Raw genomic sequence first — 20,959 nt, forward strand, 5'->3', positions numbered from 1 at the left:
CTTAAGAATATTTGAATAAATCCACAAAATAAAATGGAATATTTATTGGTCCTGATACTTAAATAATAATATTGCAGGTGAAAATCAAGCTATAAACTTAAAATTCAGCACACTGAATCTCACTACTACTAATTACCATGAACATCTATGTAAAAAAAGAATAGGTTCATGTAAACTATCCTATATTTTTTTGATTCTAAAACAAATCGCAATGTTTTTTTGTTATATTTACTATTACTTAAAGACTAACCAACTATTTCAAGATGAGACAACTCAAAATTACAAAACAAGTAACAAACCGGGAAACACCGTCTTTGGATAAATATTTGCATGAAATAGGTAAGGTAAAATTATTATCTGCAGAAGAAGAAGTAAAACTTGCAAAAAGAATAAAAGACGGAGATCAGGCCGCTCTGGAAAGACTTATAAATGCTAATTTACGATTTGTTGTTTCGGTAAGTAAACAATATCAGAATCAGGGTTTGAGTTTACCGGATTTAATTAACGAAGGTAACCTTGGATTAATAAAAGCAGCACAACGCTTTGATGAAACACGAGGTTTTAAATTTATTTCGTATGCTGTTTGGTGGATTAGGCAATCTATATTACAAGCTCTGGCTGAACAAGCCCGAATCGTTCGCTTGCCATTGAATAAGATTGGTTCAATGAATAAAGTAAGTAATACTTTCTCCATACTTGAACAGGAATTTCAAAGAGAACCTACTTCAGAAGAAATAGCAGCTACATTAGACCTTGCTCCAAAGGAGGTGAAAGAGTCGTTACGTGCTATGAATAAGCACATTTCAATGGATGCTCCATTAAGAAAAGATGAGGACAACAACCTCTATGACACGCTATTAAGTACAGACACTATTAGTCCTGATAATGAACTACTAACAGATTCTTTAAGAAGAGAAATAGAAAGATCTCTTTCTACATTATCGGTTAGAGAAGCTGATATCATCAGGTTATATTATGGATTAAAAGGGGAACCACCATATTCTTTGGAGGAAATTGGTAACTTATTCAATCTTACCAGAGAAAGAGTAAGACAAATTAAAGAGAAAGCAATTAAACGATTAAAACACACTTACAGAAGTAAAATTCTACGTTCTTATTTAGGTTAAATGCATCATGAATGATATTGAATAATAGAGGGAAATGAAAGTACATCTTCATTTCCCTCTTTTTTTCATTAATCTTTCTTACTATTTTTGCAGGCAAACATACATATTAACATAATCTTAATAATGAAACATTTAATTGCACCTTCTCTATTAGCGGCAGATTTTGCCAAAATGGAATCGCAAATTGAAATTATAAATAATAGTGATGCAGACTGGCTTCATCTGGATATAATGGACGGTGCTTTTGTTCCAAACATATCTTTTGGTTTACCTGTATTAAAATCCTTACGCCCTCATATAGAAAAGCCTTTTGATGTTCATTTAATGATCGAAAATCCTGATAAGTTCATTAGTGATTTTAAAGAAGCAGGCGCAGATCTTTTAAACGTTCATTATGAAGCATGTACCCATTTACACAGAACCATTGATGCCATTAAAAAAGAAGGGATGCAAGCTGGGGTTACATTAAATCCTCATACACCTGTATTTTTATTGGAAGAAATAATAACTGAAGTTGATTTAGTATTATTGATGTCAGTAAATCCTGGTTTTGGAGGACAAAAATTTATTGAAAACACCTATAAAAAACTTACAGATTTAAAGAATTTAATTGAACGAAAAGGGAGCCGTGCTTTAATTGAAGTAGATGGAGGCGTCACTATAGCCAATGCTCAACAATTAATAAATGCAGGTGCTGATGTACTAGTAGCCGGTAGTGCTGTTTTTAATGCTCCCGATCCTATTAATGCAGTATATGAATTAAAGCATTTTTTACCAGAACCACCGCCTTTAAACCTTGCTTAATGATATAAGACAAACTTTAAGATAAATACAAAAGAGGTTATATTTAATAAATTTAAGATATAACCTCTTTTTTTATTACTCTACTCTTTAGAAAACAAAACTCCGTTTACTTTAACATTTTCAAGCTGAACCTCAGAATAATCAGTATCCAGAACCTCATTTTTTGCTTGTATATCAAGATCCTTTAATACAAAAGAATGTATTGAATCATTTGCATTACCTCTTATTATTCCAACATGCTCACATTGTAATTTACAATTCTCAATTACAATATTCTGAACCATTCCAAAAGGTTTTTCTGAGGTTCCTTCCATGTTAAAAAACTGCTTCCATGGCCGCATTGTAACTAAATATCTACATCTCCCAGTAATATTCTCAACCCTGATATTCTCATATATTTGATATGTATCCGGTCTCATTTTCATATTTAACAAGGTTCTGTCATGATCAATTTTACAGTTACGTATAGTTATATTTTTAGCATGTAAACATTCACTCCCCATAGTTAGAGTGGCATGTACAAAACCAAACGTACAATCTTCTATTAATACATTCTCAACAATTCCATTTTCATAAAGTTTGTGAGCAGTTGGTCCCTTACCTCCTTTGATGGCAATTCCATCATCATTTACAGATATATAACAATTGCGAACAACTACGTCTTTACAAACATCAATATCTACACCATCAGTACTGGGGGCAGCAACAGGTTGATAGGGTGACCTAATGTCACAACCTTCTATTAAAACGTTTGTACATTGATATAAATGGGTAGTCCAAAAACCAGCATTATGTAATTTTACATTTTTGATAAGGACATGATCACAACCCCAAATAAAAACCAATCTAGGCCTGTGAACATCGAGATTCGTTGCCGGTAAATCTTGCTCTTTCCTTAACTTACGATAAGCCCAAAACGCTTTCCAATACTCTAATCCATTGCCATCTATTTTTCCAGGTCCGGTAATACTAAAATCATCTATATGATATGCATTGATTAATGCTGCGTAATAATAGATGCTCTTACCTTCCATTCGTGAGGGAATCAATGGATAATCATCAATATGATCTGAGCCTTTTAATACAGCCCCTTCTTCTAATTTTAATGTTGTATTTGGTTTAAAAAATAAAGCTCCGGAATAAAAAACTCCTTTAGGAATCACAATCACTCCACCTCCATTTGCTGAAGCTTGATCTATAACACTTTGAATCTTCAGGGTATTTAATATGGTACTGTCTGCAACAACTCCAAAATCTGTAATTACATAATTTTTAGCATATATCGAGAAACATACAAATATCCATACAACAGTCATTAAACATTGCTTGATCATAACAGAAATATCATTTAAGGGTAAATTTTCATAATAACTTTTAGTGTTGTAAAAGTACCATGCAAAAAATTCACACACCTAAAAAATCGTTCAAAAACCTGTCAAATCATAGTGAGTTCTGCAATATTTATAGCGTTTGGAATGAGAACTAATGTTTTCTACGAAACAATAATAACCACCACTTTTTATCGAAAGACAATTTATTTACAATACAGATCAATCATATCATCAATCCATTTTTCAACTTCTAAATCTACCTCCAATCTACCGGGACTTTCCTCAAACCATTTAAGGGTATTTCTAATACCATCAGCAAATGAAATTGTAGCTTTAAATTCTGGTACAAAAGTCTTGATTTTAGAATTATCGAAAATCACTCCACAAGCTTTATCTCCCAATAGTGTACCCTCCATATCCTTTCCTCCAACTTTTTGCGAAAGTTCACATATCTTTTCTGAAGCAATATGAATTAAATTAGGCTTAACGCCAACAACCATTCCTAAAGTCTGATATATTTTATCCCATGTTAAAACTTCATCTGTAGTTATATGAAATGCATGTCCTATGGATTGCTGATTTCCCATTAAACCAATTAATCCCTTAGCAAAATCGGCTGCATGTGTAATTACCCATGGGGATAGACCATCACCATGCACAATAATTGGCTTCCCCTTCTTTATTCTATCAATAACATTGTAGTTTTTCCACGCTCCTATTGGAACAGGTATAACAGTATGATATGTCAATGATGGCCGTACAATAGTCATCGGAAAATCTTTTTCCCTATATAACTTATGCAATATATCTTCACCTGCTATTTTATCTCTGGAATATTGCCAATGCGGATTTTTTAAGGGAGAGGACTCTGTAATAATTGGGTAACCTACGGGCTTTTGATAACAAGAAGCCGAACTTATATAAATATACTGGTTGGTAATATTTTTAAATAATTGATAGTCGCGAACAACATCTTCTTCTGTAAAGGCGATAAAATCAACAACTACATCAAACTTTAATCCTTCCAATACCTTTGATACCTGCTTCTGATTATTAATATCGGCAACTAATGATATCGCCTCTTTTATCAATCCTTCAGGTTTAACTCCTCCCCGGTTTAATAAATATAACTCCCATCCTTTTTCCAAAGCTAAAGCCGAACACAAATAAGATATATTACCTGTTCCTCCAATAAAAAGTGCCTTCATGTGTTTGTAATGTTTTTTATTGCATTAAATCATCAGTCATAAATAACAATGTATCTTTAAAAATACACCATTAATATGATAAAACGTAATGAATTGTAGTCTTTTAAAGTTCTCTTTATTTTAACACTCAACTTTTATCCGAATGAATATTCTTGTAATATTCATCTACAATTTCTTTACCTATTTCGTAATCTGCGCTCGAAATATAAATCTTCACAGCTCCAACACCTCCGGCTGAGGCATTCCAGGGAACTAAATTCCCAATAAGTTCATCTTTTAAATACGCCTCTATTTCAGCATTTTCCAAAAGTGTTTTTACAATTTCTGCATCTATAGTTTTTCCTGCGAAAATTTCAACAAGGGTATTTTCTTTATCTGTATTCATAATTCTTTAGTTTTATTAGAATGAGTTTTATAAAGTTAAGCAATGATATGAATTATAAGCAATCATCTTCAAGTTTTAATACAACACCATATTCGATCATAAAAGAAAAGGGCCACTACACTAATATCATGTAATGGCCCTTTAATAAAAACTTATATTTTTTAATCCAACGTAAACCTGACTAATATTGAATATTCCAATTGAATTTTTTCAAACTCAATATCAGGAACAGCCATTTTTGCCAAAGATGTGGTTCCTCTAACCATTATATTTGATGCTGCACCTGTTTCATAACTTTGCATTGCTCTGTAAACTCTATTATTGAGTTCCTGAATATAAATTGCCTTACCTGTGGTTTGACCTATTTCTTTGGTTAGGGCAATGGCCTTTTGTTTTGCAGCTTTAATAGCCAACACTTTAACTTTTTGTTTATACTCATCAATATCAGAGTGATCTACTTTTTCGATACGGATATTTGAAATATTAATGGCCTCTAATTCTTGAAAAACGGCTCCTGCAGTTTTAGCATCGCTTACCTTTAACTGATATTCCTTACTTGAATGAATTTCTTTTCCTTTAATCCAATAATTTTTAAAATTACTGGCCATATCTTTCACGGATAAATCTTTGGATATATCTATGCCAATACCCTCCAACTTTTTTATCATTTGCTTTTCAAGATCTTCAAGATTATCTTTTCCTTTTAAATCTTTTTCATCAATAAAGATTTTCAGATAAATTTCGTTGGGTACCACTTCTAATTCTGCCTTACCTGTTACTTCAATATAATTTTGATCAATAAAATTTTTATTCTGAGCAAAACTATTCAGGCTTATAAGTGCAAATAATATTAATACAATTTTTTTCATAAATAATTAATTTTAATGGATTTTTGACAGGAGATTTTGGGTATTTCATTCGTTTACATGAATTAACTCTAATGCCTGTGGAATTTGTTCATGTCCTCCCTCAAAGATAAATAAACTGATATTTTGAAATTTTCTCTTTAAGTGAACTTTTCTATCAAATAGCATTCCATTATTATCACCATCAGGATTAATTCTTTTTGTCACAAGATCGATGATTTCCTTTTCTGTAACGAGACTACTATCCGATATCGCATGCTTCATTATTGAATCCATATTTATAGTCTGATACTTTAATTCTCCAACCAACCTATTATACATATTGATTGAATGAGTAATAGGAACAGAACCTGTATATCCATCATGAATTCCTTCATAAATATATAATTGAGACCCTTTTCTTAATTTCTGAGGGAATGGTTGAAAAAGAGGGGAACGCTTAATTGCTTCATCCTGATCAAAAACATTATGGCGAGATACTGAATTTATTATATCATTTGCATATTTCTGATTTCTTCCTACCGATTCCCAATACCAGGCTTCAAGGTCTGAAATTGGTGCCCAGGCCGAAAAAGATTTTACAGGATATTTGACATTCATAAAGGCTGCTAATGTTGCAAATCCTCCACCTGAAACACCTACAATATGAACTTCATCCCGATCAACATTCATGTTCTTTAATGCATATTGAATGGCATCTTCAATATCAGAGAGAACCACTTCACTGCCGGTAGCTTCATAAGTGCGATTAGGACCTCTAAAGTTTGGATGAATATAATTCCAGTTCTTTTCTAAAACCTTTCTTGCCAAAGGATCTTTTTGAGTATAGTCCCCACTCCAGGTATGAAGACTCACAATTAAAGGTTTTGCTTTTGAACCACTAGTTCCATACACATACGCCTTTTGTATTTGATCATCAGCAGAAGATTTTATATCAACCACTTTAAATTCACTACTCCATTTTATAGATCTGGTATCATCAAATTGAATTACTTTTAATGAATCTTTTGTATCCATTTGAGCGTTCAACTGCAATACTAAACTTACAAGTAATAGCAATAACGATATAAACTTTAGTTTAAGAGAATATTTATGCATGATTCTTTATGCTTGACCAATGAGTTTTATAATTATGTTTTTCAAAACTAATCATTTTAAATCTCAACCTAATCATTTAGCTGCTTTTATCATTTTAATAATGCCTCTAACTGTTCCCTATCTTGTAGATCTGGAAACTTTTGAAGTATTGTTTGTGCTATACTCTTTACTTTGTTTGATTGCTGATATTTAACGTAAAGATTTAACAATGCAACATAATAATTGCTATCACCTGAACTGATTTGAATAGAACGTTTTAAGTACTCTTCTGCTTTGCTAAAATTCTGTTTAAAATCAAACATCATAGCCGTATTGTATGCAATCCTCGCATTATCAGGTGCATACTTAGCTGCTTTAACCAACATTTCCAAAGATTGATCATATTGCTTTCTGTCTGACAAAAACAAAGCATACGAAAACAGCGTATTACCATCTTCAGGATAAAAGGATAAGTAATCCTTAAACATCTTTTCTGCTTTATTATACTGCTGTTGATTGTAGTATAAAATTGCCAAATTTACTTTTACTGGATGCAACAAGCTATCTTGCTGTAATGCTTTTTCATAAAACTCCTGCGCCTTTGGGATATTATTGGCATTATAATAATAGTTAGCCAGATTAAATTTACCGGTAGGAAAATCTGCATTGTACTCCATCATAGCTAAATACTCTTTATTAGCTTTTTGAAAAGCTTCCTTATACTTTTGTGGTATTTGATTGGGATCAATAGAGCTTAACTTGTTGGCACTTTCTATTCTTATTGCTGCAGTTTGATCTGTCAGTAATCCCAATATAATTTTGAAAACATCATCATCAGTAATATTGAGATTATGCAGCGCGTTATACCGTATGTGCCCATTAGAATTTCCTATAGCATCAAGTAATATATCCTTACTTCTATCCGGGTAATACATTCCTAAATATTGAAGAGTTGTAGCACGCACTATTTCCGGATATGTTTCATCCCTATAAATTCGTACCAGATCAGTAAAACCATTATCGCTAGCCGATTCTGCCTCGTGAAATGCAATACCATATTGATATGGGCGCCCTATCCCATGCCATTTATTAACATATTGAATGGCCCAATCAACAGATTTATCAGCATGACATTGGTTACATGCATTTGGCGTTCCAAGAGTCTTTGTTAAATCCGGTCGAGGAATACGCATACTGTGATCATTTCTGTAATCTACACCCATATAAAATTGCGCGGGCATATGACAATTGATACAACGGGTACCTTCGCCTACTTCAAATTTTACACCATCAGTAGCAATTACAGCCTCTCCGCTCTCTCCTGCCGATTTATGAAAATGGTGATTATAGGTATCATAATCGTCAGCTCTGTGACATTGCGTACACAAGCGATTATCCTCATAAAGACGCTTCGTGCTGTGCACATTATGACAATCATTACATTTAACATCACGCATATACATTTTACTCTGCGTAAACGATGCATAAACGTAATCTTCATCTAATATCTGTCCATCAATATGATACGATTCTCCGGATGGCAAATTAGGTATGGTATGATTATAAATATCTGCATGATGAATAAAATCCCCGATGGAAGATCTTCGTGAATGACATCTGACACACAAATCAACATACTCCTTATTATCAATTCCACTGGTTTTAACAACTAAGCCGTAATTATCAGCCTCACTCCTTGCATACTCAGCTTTAGCTGCCCATTTTAAATGATTTGATGCCGGACCATGACAAGTTTCGCAACTAACATCTATTTCACTGTAGGTAGTATGATAACTATCTGTATTAATATCATATCCTTTTTTAACATGAGTTGAATGACAGTCAGCGCACATTCCATTCCAATTTTGAGCCTGATTGGACCAGTGCAGCCAATTATTATATTCAATGCTTCCATCTTTATATAATTCCTGAGCCATATGATACCATCTATGATCTTTAGAATCCCATGTAATTGGAAGTGTTTGTAATCTTCCTTTATCAAACTCAACTAAATACTGTTGTAAAGGATAATATCCAAAAACGAACTTTACTTCAAACTCTTGCAATTTCCCGGTTTCTCCATCAGTTAAAACAAAGAATTTTCCATCGCGTTTATACATTTCATGAGTAAGTCCGTTGTATTGAATACTTTGATTATTAAAATCTCCTAAAACAGTAGAACCATTTGCATGATCCATCGCTTTATCATGATCTGAACCCACCCAATCGTTATATTCATTCAAATGACACTCAATACATTTTTCTCGTCCTACATAATGAGCCTCCAGAGAATCATCTGCAACATCTGAATATATATGAAGAAACATATACAACGGAATAGAAACAATGGCAACAAGCATTGCAATCAAACTAATTCGCTCCATTTTCTTTTTATTCTTCATTATATATAAGTTAACTGAGATTTATCAAATGTTGTACGGGTTGTCGCTTTAGTAATATCAACCCATAGCTCATTGTTTTTTACTATAATTGGATATGTGTCCAGTGGTCTGGTTGCTGGAGAGGATATTACATCACCAAACTCATTAAATTGAGATGCATGACAAGGACAGTTAAAACCTCCTGTATTTGAATTTATATTTACTACACACCCTAAATGGGTACACTTTACAGAAAAGGCCATAAACCCACCATCTTTAAAACGTCGTAAATAAAAATGATTGGTAACAAAAGGATATGTTTTATTATTCATAAACAATTCAGCATTCCCTACAGAAATAAGCTTTTCCTCTTCTGTTAATGGTGTTTTTGTACTAATTCCATTTTTAATTAGAAAAAAAGCTTCGATTGAAACAACGGCAGCAATTAACCTCTTTATAAATTTCCTTCTATTCAGATTCATCGTTTGATCTATCTAATTAAAACACAAGTAACATTCCTTTTCCTCTAAGCAAAAGTGAAATCATTAACATGGTAATATATGAGCTTACTAAAATGGTTGTTAGTGACATTATTACTTCAGTATTTGAACTCTTTCCCTTTTTATAAATAAGAGTTAAATAAGCACTAACTGGTAAAACATACAATAAAAACGGAAAAACTCCTGTACTTATCCAAGAAGGATAAGTACTCAACCATATCTCGAAATGCAAAAAATGCTCAAATAAATAAATCAATATAAAAGTAAAAGCAACCGACAACAAAGCAGATTGAATAACCAAGCTTTTACCTTTTTCTGAGTTAAACCATACGCCGATATTTAAATCTTTATAATTAAAATAAGGCAGATAAATAAAGAACACTCCAATACCAATCGGTATTATTACAGCACTAAAAATAGGATGTACATGCAATAACAATTCCTGAGCACCCAGAAAGTACCAAGGAGCTTTTGTTGGATTTGGACTTTTTAGTGGATTTGCTTCATCCAATAATGGAGCATTATAAAATACTGACACTATAAATATAATAGCTATTACAATAGAAGCTACCATCATTTCTTTAACTACTAAATTTGGCAATACATTAACTCTCTTTTTATGCTCATTTTTAGGTAAAGCCACTCCTCCCGCATTACGAACCAACCAAAAGTGTATACTCATTAATACCACAAAAACTAATGGAATAACACCTGTATGTAAGTTGTAAAAATTAAGTAATGTATTTCCATTTATAACATCACCACTTCTTATATACTGCGCAATATGAACACCAATAAATGGAAAATATTCTATAACACGTGTAATTACAGTTACTGCCCAAAATGATAATTGATCCCACGGCAATAAATAACCTGTAAAACTTGAAAATAAAACCAGAAATAGTAAAATCAAGCCATAAATCCAGTTTTTGGCTCTACGTTGAAATATAGATTGAGTGTAATAGACTCTTATCAGATGTAGAAACGAAACTACCACCAAAAGCATTCCTGACAAATGATGAATATTACGAATAAACTGTCCAAATATGGAGTGATTTTGTAATTCTACAATGGATTCGTAAGCATGCTCAACTGTGGGGATATATGAAAATCTTAAAATTATTCCACTAATAAACAGAATAACAAATAACAAAGCACTAATCCCTCCTAAACCAAAGGTTCTGGTAAATTTAATTGCTCTTTTATCAATTCGCATCGGATGCAAATGAAGAATAAAATTTTCAATAGAAGAACGAACTCTATTTTGGGGACCTTTATGTGTCATTTAAAAATAATAGCTACTGATAATTAATTACAAATTAATTATAAAAACATTTGATTCCGGAACAAAACCATTAACGTTCCTGCTATTTAAAATGATTTCGAATAACAGTTTACTCAAATATATTTTAATTCGTATGTCAATATAATTAAGCAAACAAAGAAAGCAACATCAGAAAACAATAACTTGTCCCTCAGTACAATTATTTTGTCATTTGTTCAGACTGCTATCAATAAAACGACTAGAAAGGGGTTATAGGTGCAAAATAGAATTTTATATCATAAAAAAAGTCCGATAAATCTCATTTGACTTATCGGACTTTAATATACAATAATGTTTAACTTATGCTATAGTTGGTATAAGTATAGCTTCAAGTTCTGACTTATATTCTGCAAGATCTGACAATACGGTCTTTTTCATATTTTGGAAAATTTCATCTCCTTTTGAAAACAGATCTTTATAATATGCTATTCCCTCCTGAAGGTTTTTCTTAAACGTATTAAAATATTTAATATCAGGAGCACTATATTCATCCTTACATTCATCAAGTTTCTCTTTCAAATAGTCCACATATATTTTTAATTCTTTAATAAATACATTAGGTCTTTCTGAATTAAACAGAGTAGATGTTTTTCCATAAATAAAATCAACCATCTCACTCAATGACGAAATCTTATTAAAATAAGCTAAGTTAGGTCCGGGACAAACCACAACACCATGATCTCCTTTGGGAACCTCAAGCTTATGATGTTCAATTACACTATTTCCCAATCCAACACATAAGCACGCTTTTTCAACTACCTTATCAATTTTAGCTTTAAGTTCAACCTGATTCATAATAGAATCTGTTAACTCTTTAATTTTTTTCTTTTGATAAGCTATTGAAGCTGTACAAATTGGAGTTTTTGTATATTCAGTATTAAACTGAAGATACTTTTTAAGACAGGCAGCACCAGGCTTTCCAGCTTCAACTCTTTTTTGCTTTTGAATATCTGCAGAATTATTTTTTATCGAATTAAAACGTACACCAAGAGGAGATACATCACTTAAATAAAAATCCTCTTCGGTACCATCCTTTAATAGATTCAAAGTATAATCATCAACAGTTGTAGCTTCTGGAACCAACATAAATGGAGATCCCCAGCCTACTGATTTCATATTAAAATGCTCCAAAAACATTTTATGCTCATCAGCATCTCCAACACCCCCTTGAACCGTATAATATATTGGTAATTCGTTATCTAGTGTAACGCCTTTTTCTTTTTCTAAAACATCAGCATAGGATGAAAATAACATTTGTGCTAACTTATCCTTATTATCATTAAACTCCTTTAAAATAGGACCTAATAAATAACCATCAGTTGCAAATGCATGACCACCACAGTTTAGTCCTGACTCAATTCTGAATTCTGAAACCCAAAGTCCTTTTTTTGCCAGGAAACGTCCCTGCACCATTGCTGATCTGTAATCGCTAACTTTAAGAACAATACGTTTTTTTAATTCTCCTTTTTCATTTGGAAAGAAGTCATTAAAAGTGGCGATAAAACCATATAATCGTGGATTTAAACCTGCCGACAAAACAACTGATCCATTAACTTTACTTTCTGCAAAACCCTTTAGTGCAGCATGCGCATCATTATACTCAATAGGTAAAGGTTCATTATTTTCATCATAATTAACCCCATCTAATTTTGTCATAATATTTACATCAATGCTACCTGATTTTATAGCATTACGCAATTGCTCTTGTAAAGCACTTCTTTCATCTTCTTCAGCACCAAGCATTTTGATGTACAACTGCTTTAAAGAATTTGTATCAGGTAACAAATCAAAATACTTAGTAATTTCACTACCTGCCACAAAATCAGATGCTTTTAATTTATTGAATTTAATAGTAACTAAATCATCCAATAAATCCAGATATTTTCTTGTAATATTTGAACGAGCATCCGATTTTGATAAATCCTCTGCTACATATTCCAAATTATTTTCTTTACAATACATCTCTCGCAATTGTTCCATTAAATAATGATCTGTAATTGGCACTACAGAATCAATTCCATAATGTGCCACTTTTAATGGTGATTCAATTGTATATCCTGTTCCCATTACAGGTATATGAAAAGTATGCAAAGAACTTTGTGTATCCCTCATAATTAATCTAAAACTATATTTTCCTGCAAATGTAATGATCCTAAATCAGCTTAACGGATGATTTAAGCTATTTCACAACATAATCTCTCTTTTGAACATTTTAGTCATATATTCACATGCCGTGTTTTAAACAAACCGGAATACCATAGTAATTTCCTTAATTGGGTTAAAAGTCAGATTTTAAAGTATTTTGTAAATATTAAAACATAACTATCACAGATAATTGATTATGTAGAGATTTTTGCTACAATTGATGCAAACAATAGCGAATATATTGGTTACAAAACATTTGAAGACAATAAAATTTACCAAAAGATCTTACTTGCACCCGATATAATTAATAAAGAAGAAAACACTTTGATATACTTTCGGAACCTAATGCGTGAATTGGAAATTGAAAAACGATCAAGAATATAAGCCGTTAGGAGGGTCTGGAAGAATAATAATCATGATCTCCTTATACAAGGATGATTATTTTATACAAAACCGGAGATCTAAAAAGATTAATATAAGTAATGTCAATGCATTAAATATAAAAAGGGGTGCTTAACCCCTTTTCTAATATTTTAAAACGCATAAGATAAACCTGCTCCAAACATTTGTTTAACCTGAACACGAGGTCCTTCTTCAATACTTTCACTATTTATATATTTTATATCATCATCATATAAAATATTTGTTTTGAACACTGCACTCAAATAATCATTAATTTTCATATCAAAACCAAATTCCCAGTCTACATCAATATTCTGAGGATTTTCAGAATAATTAGTAAAGAGATCCAATCGTGTATATCCGTTAACATTTTTAATAAGATCCTTTTTCTGTGCTGTCATTTTTAATGAGGCACCATATTCACCTCTCATCTTCTCATCCACATCAACACCATAGGCACCTTCATGCGATAAGGCATCATCATTTACAAAAGTCATTTTTGAAGTTAATGGTGAAACAAATAATGAAAAATTATCAGAAGGTTTATAGTCCATACCCAGAGAAAATTGCAAATAACCCGGAGCCATAAAATCAGAAATTTTTACACTCTGAACCAATGGATCCTTGTAACCTATTGCAAACTGAGTTTTAAAATCAGCCATAGCAGTATAAAACAAATGATGGCCATTTTCGTAACCCAATTTAGTTGTAAGATGCAACCTATCCTCAGATTTGGCTACTTTATAATCACCCTGTTTTGTTAATCCATAGCCTAAATCCAGCGTATTATCCCATGCTATTTTGCCCTTTTTATGATTTAAAAATCCTTTAAAAAGAAAAGTTCCTGCAACTGAGTTATTTCCACCACCGGACCAATTGGATAAAGATACCTGAGAGAAATTTAAGGATGTAGTTCCTCCTCCCTTCCAATATTTAACAGAGTCGGCCTTTTGTTCTTGCGCATTAATTTCAATAGTAACTAAGCAAACAATTGCTATAAGTACATTTCTAATCATTGTGTGAAGTTTAGGTATTATTTAGTTATTATATAAATGAACATCTCTTTGTGGGAATGGAATAGAAACACCCTGTTTATCAAATTCTTTTTTAACATTTTCATTCATATAAAAGAATACATCCCAATAGTCAGCACCTTTTGTCCAAACTCTTGTAGTTAAATTAACAGAACTATCAGCTAATTCACCAACAGCAACAAATGGAGCTGGCTCTTGAAGCACTTTATCATTACTATCGATAACCTGCTTAATTACTGCTTTAGCTTTATCTATATCATCACCGTAACCAATACCAAAAGAAAAATCAACTCTTCTTTGATCTTCTCTTGAATAATTAATTAAACTGGAAGTAGATAACCCTCCATTAGGAATAAAAATGATTCTGTTATCAGGAGTTTTTAAAATTGTATTAAAAATTTGCACTTCATGAACTGTACCCTTATACCCTTGGGCTTCGATAAAATCACCTTTAGCGAAAGGTTTTAAAATTAATATCATTACACCGCCGGCAAAGTTTTGCAATGTTCCGGATAATGCCATACCAACTGCTAAACCAGCAGCACCAAGAATAGCAATAAACGAAGTCATTTGAATACCAACCATTGTCATTACACTAATGACAAGTAAAATTTTAAGGGTGTAATTAAGCATTCCAACCAAAAAGGGTTGTAGTGTAGGATCTATTTGTTTTACCTGAAATAACTTTTTAATAGCTTTTGTAATCTTACTTATTACCCAAAAACCAACTATTAAAGTTAAAATCGCTAGTACTAACTTGCCTCCATAAGCAACAATGTACTGCTGGGAAGAATTAAACAATTCTGTAATTTGCTCCATAATTTAAGATATTAAAGTTTAACTTTTGATTAATCAAAACAGTAATAAAAGACAATAAGTTCAAAAAGTATGAAACTTTATTATCTTCTATTAAAATAATCCAGAGCAAATTACAGGTATTTATTAAACAAAATCAAGATTTTTCATAAAAAAACTATGAATAACGGATTTCTTCTTATTAAACATAAACAAAATAATTTTACAAGGAGTGTCGTTCTATAATTAGTGTTGGAATAAATTCTCTTATATGGTCTTCATGAACAACAAAATCCGCCATTTTTTCACCGATTAATCTAAAATCTGTAGAAATTACTGAAATTCCATCTTTAATATATTTCTTTGTTGGTGTTTCGTTATAAGAGATAATACCAACATCTTTACCAATTTCAATTGACTTATCTGAAATTTCATCTAAAATTTGAGCCAATGCTCTGTCACTAACTGTAAAATACATCTCTCCTTTCTGAGGATCTATATCTTCTAGTTTATATATAATTTTGTAATTGAAATTTTGATCAATACAAAACTGCTTAAACGCTGTAACAGTATCTTGTGGGTGATTTGTATACTCCGGATAAACCAATATCATTTTAGTATACTTTTTAAGCTTGTCAGTAACTTTTAGTAAGTTATCATAAACTGGCTTACCAAAATCCTGTCCTAAAAAAGAACTTTTTTTAGGAACATTGATATCCCAATCAATACATAATAGTTTGGAAGGATCAATAGCTTTTAATGATGACTTAACTTTTGCATGATCAAAAGTCATAATAATATAATGACTATATTTTCCTGCCGCATAACGAATTATATCTTCAAAAACTCGTGGATTATAATGATGAAAGTGAACATCAACATTTATTCTGCCTGGTAAAGCAGACCTAAAAGCACCATACAAAACTTCCTTATAGGCCTTTAATGTATCCAGAAATAAGAAAACGTTTGAAGAATTACTTGAGACGTAATATCCTTTATTGGGAACTGATTCTATTAATTTCCTACTTTTTAACTCACTGTAAGCTTTAAAAACAGTATCACGACTCAAACCGCACTTAGAACACAATTCATTTACCGAAGGTAAATTGTCCCCAACTTTCATTTTATCACTTTTTACTGCTTCTTCAAATGCATTTACAACCTGTAAAAACTTTGGTACAGCAGAATTCTCGTCTATAATAGGAATAAATTCACTCATGGTAATAATTTTGAATTTAACAGCAATTACTGTTTGAATAAAAATCAGATGCCCCCACATCTGATTAAAAATTGTTGCTTTTTACCTCTGAAGTTTATCCTAATTATTCGTTGGTTAATTGGCGCGCTTCCTGCAAAGTGATTCTTTTTCCATCCTTAAATGCTATTACAAAACAATCCTTAACTATACCTTGCACTTCACTAACCTGTTTACTAATTTCGTTAAAAGTAGTGGATTCTCCAACTGCATACTTATATAATTTTCCGTCTTTATATTCAAAAAGCTTGTCAAACTTTTTATAAATAGAAGTCCCCACTTTAATTTGCTTCTTACTACTAGCCACCTGAATACGATATAAAACATCACTAGTCGCTTTTTGAGCCACAACCTCCTTAATATCCAGATTATTCTTTGCCTCAAAACTATCTTTATAATCTCTAAATGCTCTAAAAATACCTGAAGCCAGTAAAGCCTGACCTTCATTGGAAGTTAAATATTTCTCCTCATTAGAATTACTTAAGAATCCAAGTTCAACTAGCACACCCGGCATAGCCGTTTCTCGTAAAACCAAAAATCCGGCTTGTTTAACACCTCGGTTTCTTCTACCCACTCTTTCTGTAAACTGATGCTGTACCAGATCAGCCATTTCCAAACTTTGATTTAAGTAAATATTTTGATACAACTCAAAAATGATATAAGATTCTGATGAATTAGGATCAAAATCTTCATATGTTGTACTATAATCCTCCTCCAATACAATAACAGAGTTCTCTTTTTTTGCAACTTCCAAGTTATCCTGAGTTCTATGTAAACCCAAAGCAAATGTTTCTGTTCCTGTTATTTTAGGATTAGAAATATAATTTGCATGAATAGATATAAACAGATTTGCATCTGCTTTATTGGCAATTTGGGCTCTTTCTGACAAAGGAACAAAAACATCTTTTTTGCGTGTATAAATCACTTCTACCTCAGGCATATATTTTTCAATATAATTACCTAATTTTAAAGCTACTGCTAAAACGATATCTTTTTCTTTCGCATAATTTCCATGAGCTCCAGGATCCTTACCCCCATGTCCTGCATCAATAACAACTTTTTTGAACTTCCCTGCTGATTGTGCATTCAATGAATGATCCAATGAATTAATACAAAAAATTAATACCGAAACAATAATAAATATGTAATGTCTTTTCATCAATCTATTTTAACTATAACCTCCCAAATGATTGTCAAAAATAACGCTTGATTATGAAAATATATAAGTAAACACAATAAAATATTGCAAAATAACTTATAAAATTCACTTTTAGTAAATACTGGCAGATTATTTGATATGCAATATCTCGCTTTGTAAATTTGAATTATAAACCCCAATAAATATTCCGATAGTATTTATTACCAGTCATATAATTAAACAAAATAACAAATAACATAATCATGCCATATCACCTAAAAAATAAAACCTGAACAAAAAGTTACTTATAAGGGCTAATTTTAGAAATAAAAAGTCGCTATCATCAATTTTTATTTATTTTTGTCGAATCTTGAAAATTAAAGCACAAAAGCATTGAATCAAAATATAGTTCATACAAAACAAGGATTTTACTCAAAAGCGCTAACTACATTTATTTTATTAATTATTAGCTCTTTATATACCATTTGTTTTGCACAAAACACATCATTAGATACAATACCTGTACTTCAAAGAGATACTACTTCTTTAGTTAACGATACAACTTCAGTTAATCCTGAAAAAAAATCAGCTGGTTTAGGAATTGATGCAGATGTACAATATACCGCGAAAGACTCCATAATAATGACCATGGACGGCTCAAGAAAAGTTTTTCTTTATGGTGACGCTGAAGTAAAGTATCTTGATATTACACTTACAGCTGCTTGTATTGAGTTGGATTTAGATAGTAGTTTAACCTACGCCTATGGTGTTGAAGATTCGTTAGGGGTGGCTTCCGGACTGCCGGTTTTTACCGACAAAAGTGGCTCTTATGAAATGAAAACCATTAAGTACAATTTTGAAAGTAAAAAAGCTTTAATTGAACATGTTGTTACTGAGCAAGGTGAAGGTTATGTGGTAAGTGAATTTGCAAAAAAAGCACCGGATAATTCATTTTCGATAAAGGACGGTCATTATAGTACCTGTGACAATCACGAACACCCACACTTCTATTTAAATTTAACAAAGGCCAAGGTTATTCCTGGTAAAAAGACCATTACAGGTCCAGCTTATTTAGTTATTGAAGATATTCCACTCCCTATAGGTATTCCTTTTGCTGTGATTCCCAACACTAGTAGTTACAGTTCTGGTATTATTATGCCTTCCTATGGTGAAGAAAGTAGGAGAGGATTATTTTTACGAGATGGTGGTTATTACTGGGCAGCCAGCGATTATTTTGATTTAGCAGTGACCGGTGATTTATACGCCAATGAATCATGGGGCCTTAGAGGAAATTCGAAATATAAATTAAACTACAAATTTTCAGGAAACTTTAATTTTCAATATATAGTTAATGTAAACAGCGATAAGGATTTACCGGATTATAGTAAATCTAAGGACTTTTCGATCACATGGTCGCACCGTCAGGATTCAAAGGCCAATCCATATTCTACTTTCTCTGCTAGTGTTAATTTCTCAAGTAGTTCATACGATCAGAACAATGTGTCAAGTGTAATTAATATCAATAAATTGGCACAAAACACCAAAAGATCAAGTATTTCATACAGTAGAAAATTTCCTAAAGCACCATTTAACTTTTCTGCCAATATTTTGGCTTCACAAAACACAAGAGATTCAACGGTTAGCTTTACGGCTCCCGATCTTACGTTAACAATGAACAGAATCTTCCCATTTAAAAACAAAAATAAGGTTGGTTCAAAAGAGGCCTGGTACGAAAAAATTAGTTTATCATATACTGGTAATATTAAAAACTCTATTAACACAAAAGAACGTGAGTTAGGAGATAAGAAATTTCCTCAGCAATGGGAAAATGGAGCAAGACACTCCATTCCTCTATCTTTAAACTTAAAACTATTAAAGTACTTTACTTTAACTCCCTCTCTAAATTATACTGAACGTTGGTATACTAAATCTATTACAAAAGAATATGATGAGGATCTTGGACGAGTAGTGGTATCTGATACAACAAATGGTTTTAACCGTGTGTATGATTATAGCTATTCGGTAAGTACATCAACCAAGTTTTATACATTTTATACGCCCTGGCGCAAATTATTTGGTAATAAAGTTGAGAAGATCAGACATGTAATGACTCCTTCGGCCAGCATGTCGTTCAGACCTGATTTTGGACAAGAGAAATACGGCTATTACGACTGGTTTGAATACTATGATCCAAATCAGGACTCAATTATTCACCATCAGTATTCCAAATATGAAGGCTCTTTATATGGAACGCCAGGAACAGGAAAATCTGGTTCTTTAGGCTTATCCCTTGGTAACACTTTGGAGATGAAGGTTAAAAGTGGTCAGGACAGTACCAGAACAGTTAAAATTTTGGAGAGCTTAAACTTCTCTACTTCTCATAATTTCTTAGCTGATTCATTAAAATGGTCAAATGTTAGTATGAGTGGTAGAACAAAAATTTTTGGTACAAACATTAATTTTGGTGCTACATTTGACCCATACGCCTATGTATATGATTCTATTGCACGAAGACCAATAAAGATAAATACATCTGCATGGAAATCACAAAGGAAACTAGCTCATATGCAATCCGCAAATTTAAGCTTTGGACTTTCCTTTGGTTCTGACAAGCTTAAAAAGTGGAGAGAGAAAAGAAATGGTGTTTCTACAGACGAAACTAATGAAGAAGAAGATACACCTCAGGAAAATGATATGAGCAATCCTCTGGATAGATTGGACCAATTACCGGATGCTTTTGCTAACACTAGAGGCACACAAGAAACTACTATCACTGACGATGGTTATACAAAATTTGAATTTCCTTGGAATCTATCATTAAACTACAGTTTAAGATTAGCTAATGGAGATTTTGATATAGAAAACCGTACTTTTAAAAAGAGGGTTACATCCAGTGTAAATTTTAGTGGTGATTTTTCATTAACACCTAAGTGGAAGTTCTCCTTTTCATCAGGTTATAGCTTTGACACAAAGGAAATATCTCACACCAACTTAAGGGTTTCAAGAGACTTACACTGTTGGGGCATGAGCTTTAACCTGGTTCCGGTTGGTAGATATAAATCATATTTCTTTTCCATCAACGTTAATTCATCATTACTTCAGGACTTAAAGTATGATAAGAGAAGTAGCGCAAGAGACAACCCTAATTTCTAGGAATTTTGAATTATAATGAACAATAAAGGTATAG

The 20,959-nt window shown here is 32.1% G+C and carries 16 protein-coding genes; 3 read left to right on the forward strand and 13 right to left on the reverse strand.

Annotation, left to right across the window (positions count from 1 at the left end; all coding sequences use genetic code 11):
* Nucleotides 1–263: 263 nt before the first annotated feature.
* Both OM075_RS13905 and rpe read left to right on the forward strand, forming a co-directional pair.
* On the forward strand, nt 264–1,127 hold the full coding sequence (locus OM075_RS13905; protein WP_301191131.1) for a sigma-70 family RNA polymerase sigma factor: 864 nt from the start codon (nt 264–266) through the stop codon (nt 1,125–1,127).
* A gap of 123 nt (nt 1,128–1,250) precedes the next feature.
* On the forward strand, nt 1,251–1,931 hold the full coding sequence (rpe, locus tag OM075_RS13910) for a ribulose-phosphate 3-epimerase (protein ID WP_301191132.1): 681 nt from the start codon (nt 1,251–1,253) through the stop codon (nt 1,929–1,931).
* 80 nt (nt 1,932–2,011) lie between these two features.
* Here rpe and OM075_RS13915 read toward each other — a convergent pair whose 3' ends face one another.
* The 13 genes from OM075_RS13915 to OM075_RS13975 all read right to left on the reverse strand — a co-directional run bounded on the left by OM075_RS13915 (nt 2,012) and on the right by OM075_RS13975 (nt 17,793).
* Nucleotides 2,012–3,265, reverse strand: a complete 1,254-nt coding sequence (locus tag OM075_RS13915; protein WP_301191133.1) for a glycoside hydrolase family 28 protein — start codon at nt 3,263–3,265, stop codon at nt 2,012–2,014.
* A gap of 200 nt (nt 3,266–3,465) precedes the next feature.
* The gene (locus OM075_RS13920; RefSeq protein ID WP_301191134.1) at nt 3,466–4,470 is read right to left on the reverse strand and encodes an NAD-dependent epimerase/dehydratase family protein; all 1,005 of its coding nucleotides are present in this window, start codon (nt 4,468–4,470) and stop codon (nt 3,466–3,468) included.
* A gap of 127 nt (nt 4,471–4,597) precedes the next feature.
* Nucleotides 4,598–4,855, reverse strand: a complete 258-nt coding sequence (locus OM075_RS13925) for a putative signal transducing protein (protein WP_301191135.1) — start codon at nt 4,853–4,855, stop codon at nt 4,598–4,600.
* Nucleotides 4,856–5,016: 161 nt separating this feature from the next.
* Nucleotides 5,017–5,724, reverse strand: coding sequence for an SIMPL domain-containing protein (locus tag OM075_RS13930; RefSeq protein ID WP_301191136.1), 708 nt, complete (start codon nt 5,722–5,724; stop codon nt 5,017–5,019).
* 45 nt (nt 5,725–5,769) lie between these two features.
* Nucleotides 5,770–6,819, reverse strand: coding sequence for an alpha/beta hydrolase family protein (locus OM075_RS13935; protein WP_301191137.1), 1,050 nt, complete (start codon nt 6,817–6,819; stop codon nt 5,770–5,772).
* Nucleotides 6,820–6,908: 89 nt separating this feature from the next.
* Nucleotides 6,909–9,200 carry a multiheme c-type cytochrome gene (locus OM075_RS13940; protein WP_301191138.1) on the reverse strand — a complete coding sequence of 764 codons (2,292 nt, stop codon included), beginning with the start codon at nt 9,198–9,200 and terminating at the stop codon, nt 6,909–6,911.
* A complete protein-coding gene (locus OM075_RS13945) occupies nt 9,200–9,661 on the reverse strand; it encodes a QcrA and Rieske domain-containing protein (RefSeq protein ID WP_301191139.1) in 462 nt (153 codons plus the stop codon). Before OM075_RS13945 ends, OM075_RS13940 begins: the two co-directional genes overlap by 1 nt.
* Before the next feature lie 16 nt (nt 9,662–9,677).
* The gene (locus tag OM075_RS13950) at nt 9,678–10,964 is read right to left on the reverse strand and encodes a cytochrome b N-terminal domain-containing protein (RefSeq protein ID WP_301191140.1); all 1,287 of its coding nucleotides are present in this window, start codon (nt 10,962–10,964) and stop codon (nt 9,678–9,680) included.
* 339 nt (nt 10,965–11,303) lie between these two features.
* Nucleotides 11,304–13,115: a hypothetical protein gene (locus OM075_RS13955; protein WP_301191141.1), complete on the reverse strand. Its 1,812-nt coding sequence runs from the start codon at nt 13,113–13,115 to the stop codon at nt 11,304–11,306.
* Between the two features lie 566 nt (nt 13,116–13,681).
* Nucleotides 13,682–14,566, reverse strand: a complete 885-nt coding sequence (locus OM075_RS13960; protein WP_301191142.1) for a DUF3078 domain-containing protein — start codon at nt 14,564–14,566, stop codon at nt 13,682–13,684.
* A 21-nt stretch (nt 14,567–14,587) separates the two neighbouring features.
* Nucleotides 14,588–15,403 (reverse strand): mechanosensitive ion channel family protein, encoded by an 816-nt coding sequence (locus OM075_RS13965; RefSeq protein ID WP_301191143.1) that lies wholly within the window; start codon nt 15,401–15,403, stop codon nt 14,588–14,590.
* Between the two features lie 199 nt (nt 15,404–15,602).
* Nucleotides 15,603–16,598 carry a GntR family transcriptional regulator gene (locus tag OM075_RS13970; protein ID WP_301191144.1) on the reverse strand — a complete coding sequence of 332 codons (996 nt, stop codon included), beginning with the start codon at nt 16,596–16,598 and terminating at the stop codon, nt 15,603–15,605.
* 103 nt (nt 16,599–16,701) lie between these two features.
* Complete coding sequence (locus OM075_RS13975) at nt 16,702–17,793, reverse strand: N-acetylmuramoyl-L-alanine amidase family protein (RefSeq protein ID WP_301191145.1); 1,092 nt, start codon at nt 17,791–17,793, stop codon at nt 16,702–16,704.
* Between the two features lie 372 nt (nt 17,794–18,165).
* Here OM075_RS13975 and OM075_RS13980 point away from each other — a divergent pair, with 372 nt between their 5' ends.
* Nucleotides 18,166–20,925 carry a putative LPS assembly protein LptD gene (locus OM075_RS13980; protein ID WP_301191146.1) on the forward strand — a complete coding sequence of 920 codons (2,760 nt, stop codon included), beginning with the start codon at nt 18,166–18,168 and terminating at the stop codon, nt 20,923–20,925.
* The last annotated feature ends 34 nt before the right edge of the window (nt 20,926–20,959 follow it).

The sequence above is a fragment of the Plebeiibacterium sediminum genome (assembly GCF_026013605.1).
Classification (GTDB): domain Bacteria; phylum Bacteroidota; class Bacteroidia; order Bacteroidales; family Marinilabiliaceae; genus Saccharicrinis; species Saccharicrinis sediminus.

What these genes read in the sequence shown, in the direction of transcription:
- OM075_RS13905 (WP_301191131.1), top strand. Translation starts at nt 264, where the DNA reads ATGAGACAACTCAAAATTACAAAACAAGTAACAAACCGGGAAACACCG.
- rpe (WP_301191132.1), top strand. Translation starts at nt 1,251, where the DNA reads ATGAAACATTTAATTGCACCTTCTCTATTAGCGGCAGATTTTGCCAAA.
- OM075_RS13915 (WP_301191133.1), bottom strand. Translation starts at nt 3,265, where the DNA reads ATGATCAAGCAATGTTTAATGACTGTTGTATGGATATTTGTATGTTTC.
- OM075_RS13920 (WP_301191134.1), bottom strand. Translation starts at nt 4,470, where the DNA reads ATGAAGGCACTTTTTATTGGAGGAACAGGTAATATATCTTATTTGTGT.
- OM075_RS13925 (WP_301191135.1), bottom strand. Translation starts at nt 4,855, where the DNA reads ATGAATACAGATAAAGAAAATACCCTTGTTGAAATTTTCGCAGGAAAA.
- OM075_RS13930 (WP_301191136.1), bottom strand. Translation starts at nt 5,724, where the DNA reads ATGAAAAAAATTGTATTAATATTATTTGCACTTATAAGCCTGAATAGT.
- OM075_RS13935 (WP_301191137.1), bottom strand. Translation starts at nt 6,819, where the DNA reads ATGCATAAATATTCTCTTAAACTAAAGTTTATATCGTTATTGCTATTA.
- OM075_RS13940 (WP_301191138.1), bottom strand. Translation starts at nt 9,200, where the DNA reads ATGAAGAATAAAAAGAAAATGGAGCGAATTAGTTTGATTGCAATGCTT.
- OM075_RS13945 (WP_301191139.1), bottom strand. Translation starts at nt 9,661, where the DNA reads ATGAATCTGAATAGAAGGAAATTTATAAAGAGGTTAATTGCTGCCGTT.
- OM075_RS13950 (WP_301191140.1), bottom strand. Translation starts at nt 10,964, where the DNA reads ATGACACATAAAGGTCCCCAAAATAGAGTTCGTTCTTCTATTGAAAAT.
- OM075_RS13955 (WP_301191141.1), bottom strand. Translation starts at nt 13,115, where the DNA reads ATGAGGGATACACAAAGTTCTTTGCATACTTTTCATATACCTGTAATG.
- OM075_RS13960 (WP_301191142.1), bottom strand. Translation starts at nt 14,566, where the DNA reads ATGATTAGAAATGTACTTATAGCAATTGTTTGCTTAGTTACTATTGAA.
- OM075_RS13965 (WP_301191143.1), bottom strand. Translation starts at nt 15,403, where the DNA reads ATGGAGCAAATTACAGAATTGTTTAATTCTTCCCAGCAGTACATTGTT.
- OM075_RS13970 (WP_301191144.1), bottom strand. Translation starts at nt 16,598, where the DNA reads ATGAGTGAATTTATTCCTATTATAGACGAGAATTCTGCTGTACCAAAG.
- OM075_RS13975 (WP_301191145.1), bottom strand. Translation starts at nt 17,793, where the DNA reads ATGAAAAGACATTACATATTTATTATTGTTTCGGTATTAATTTTTTGT.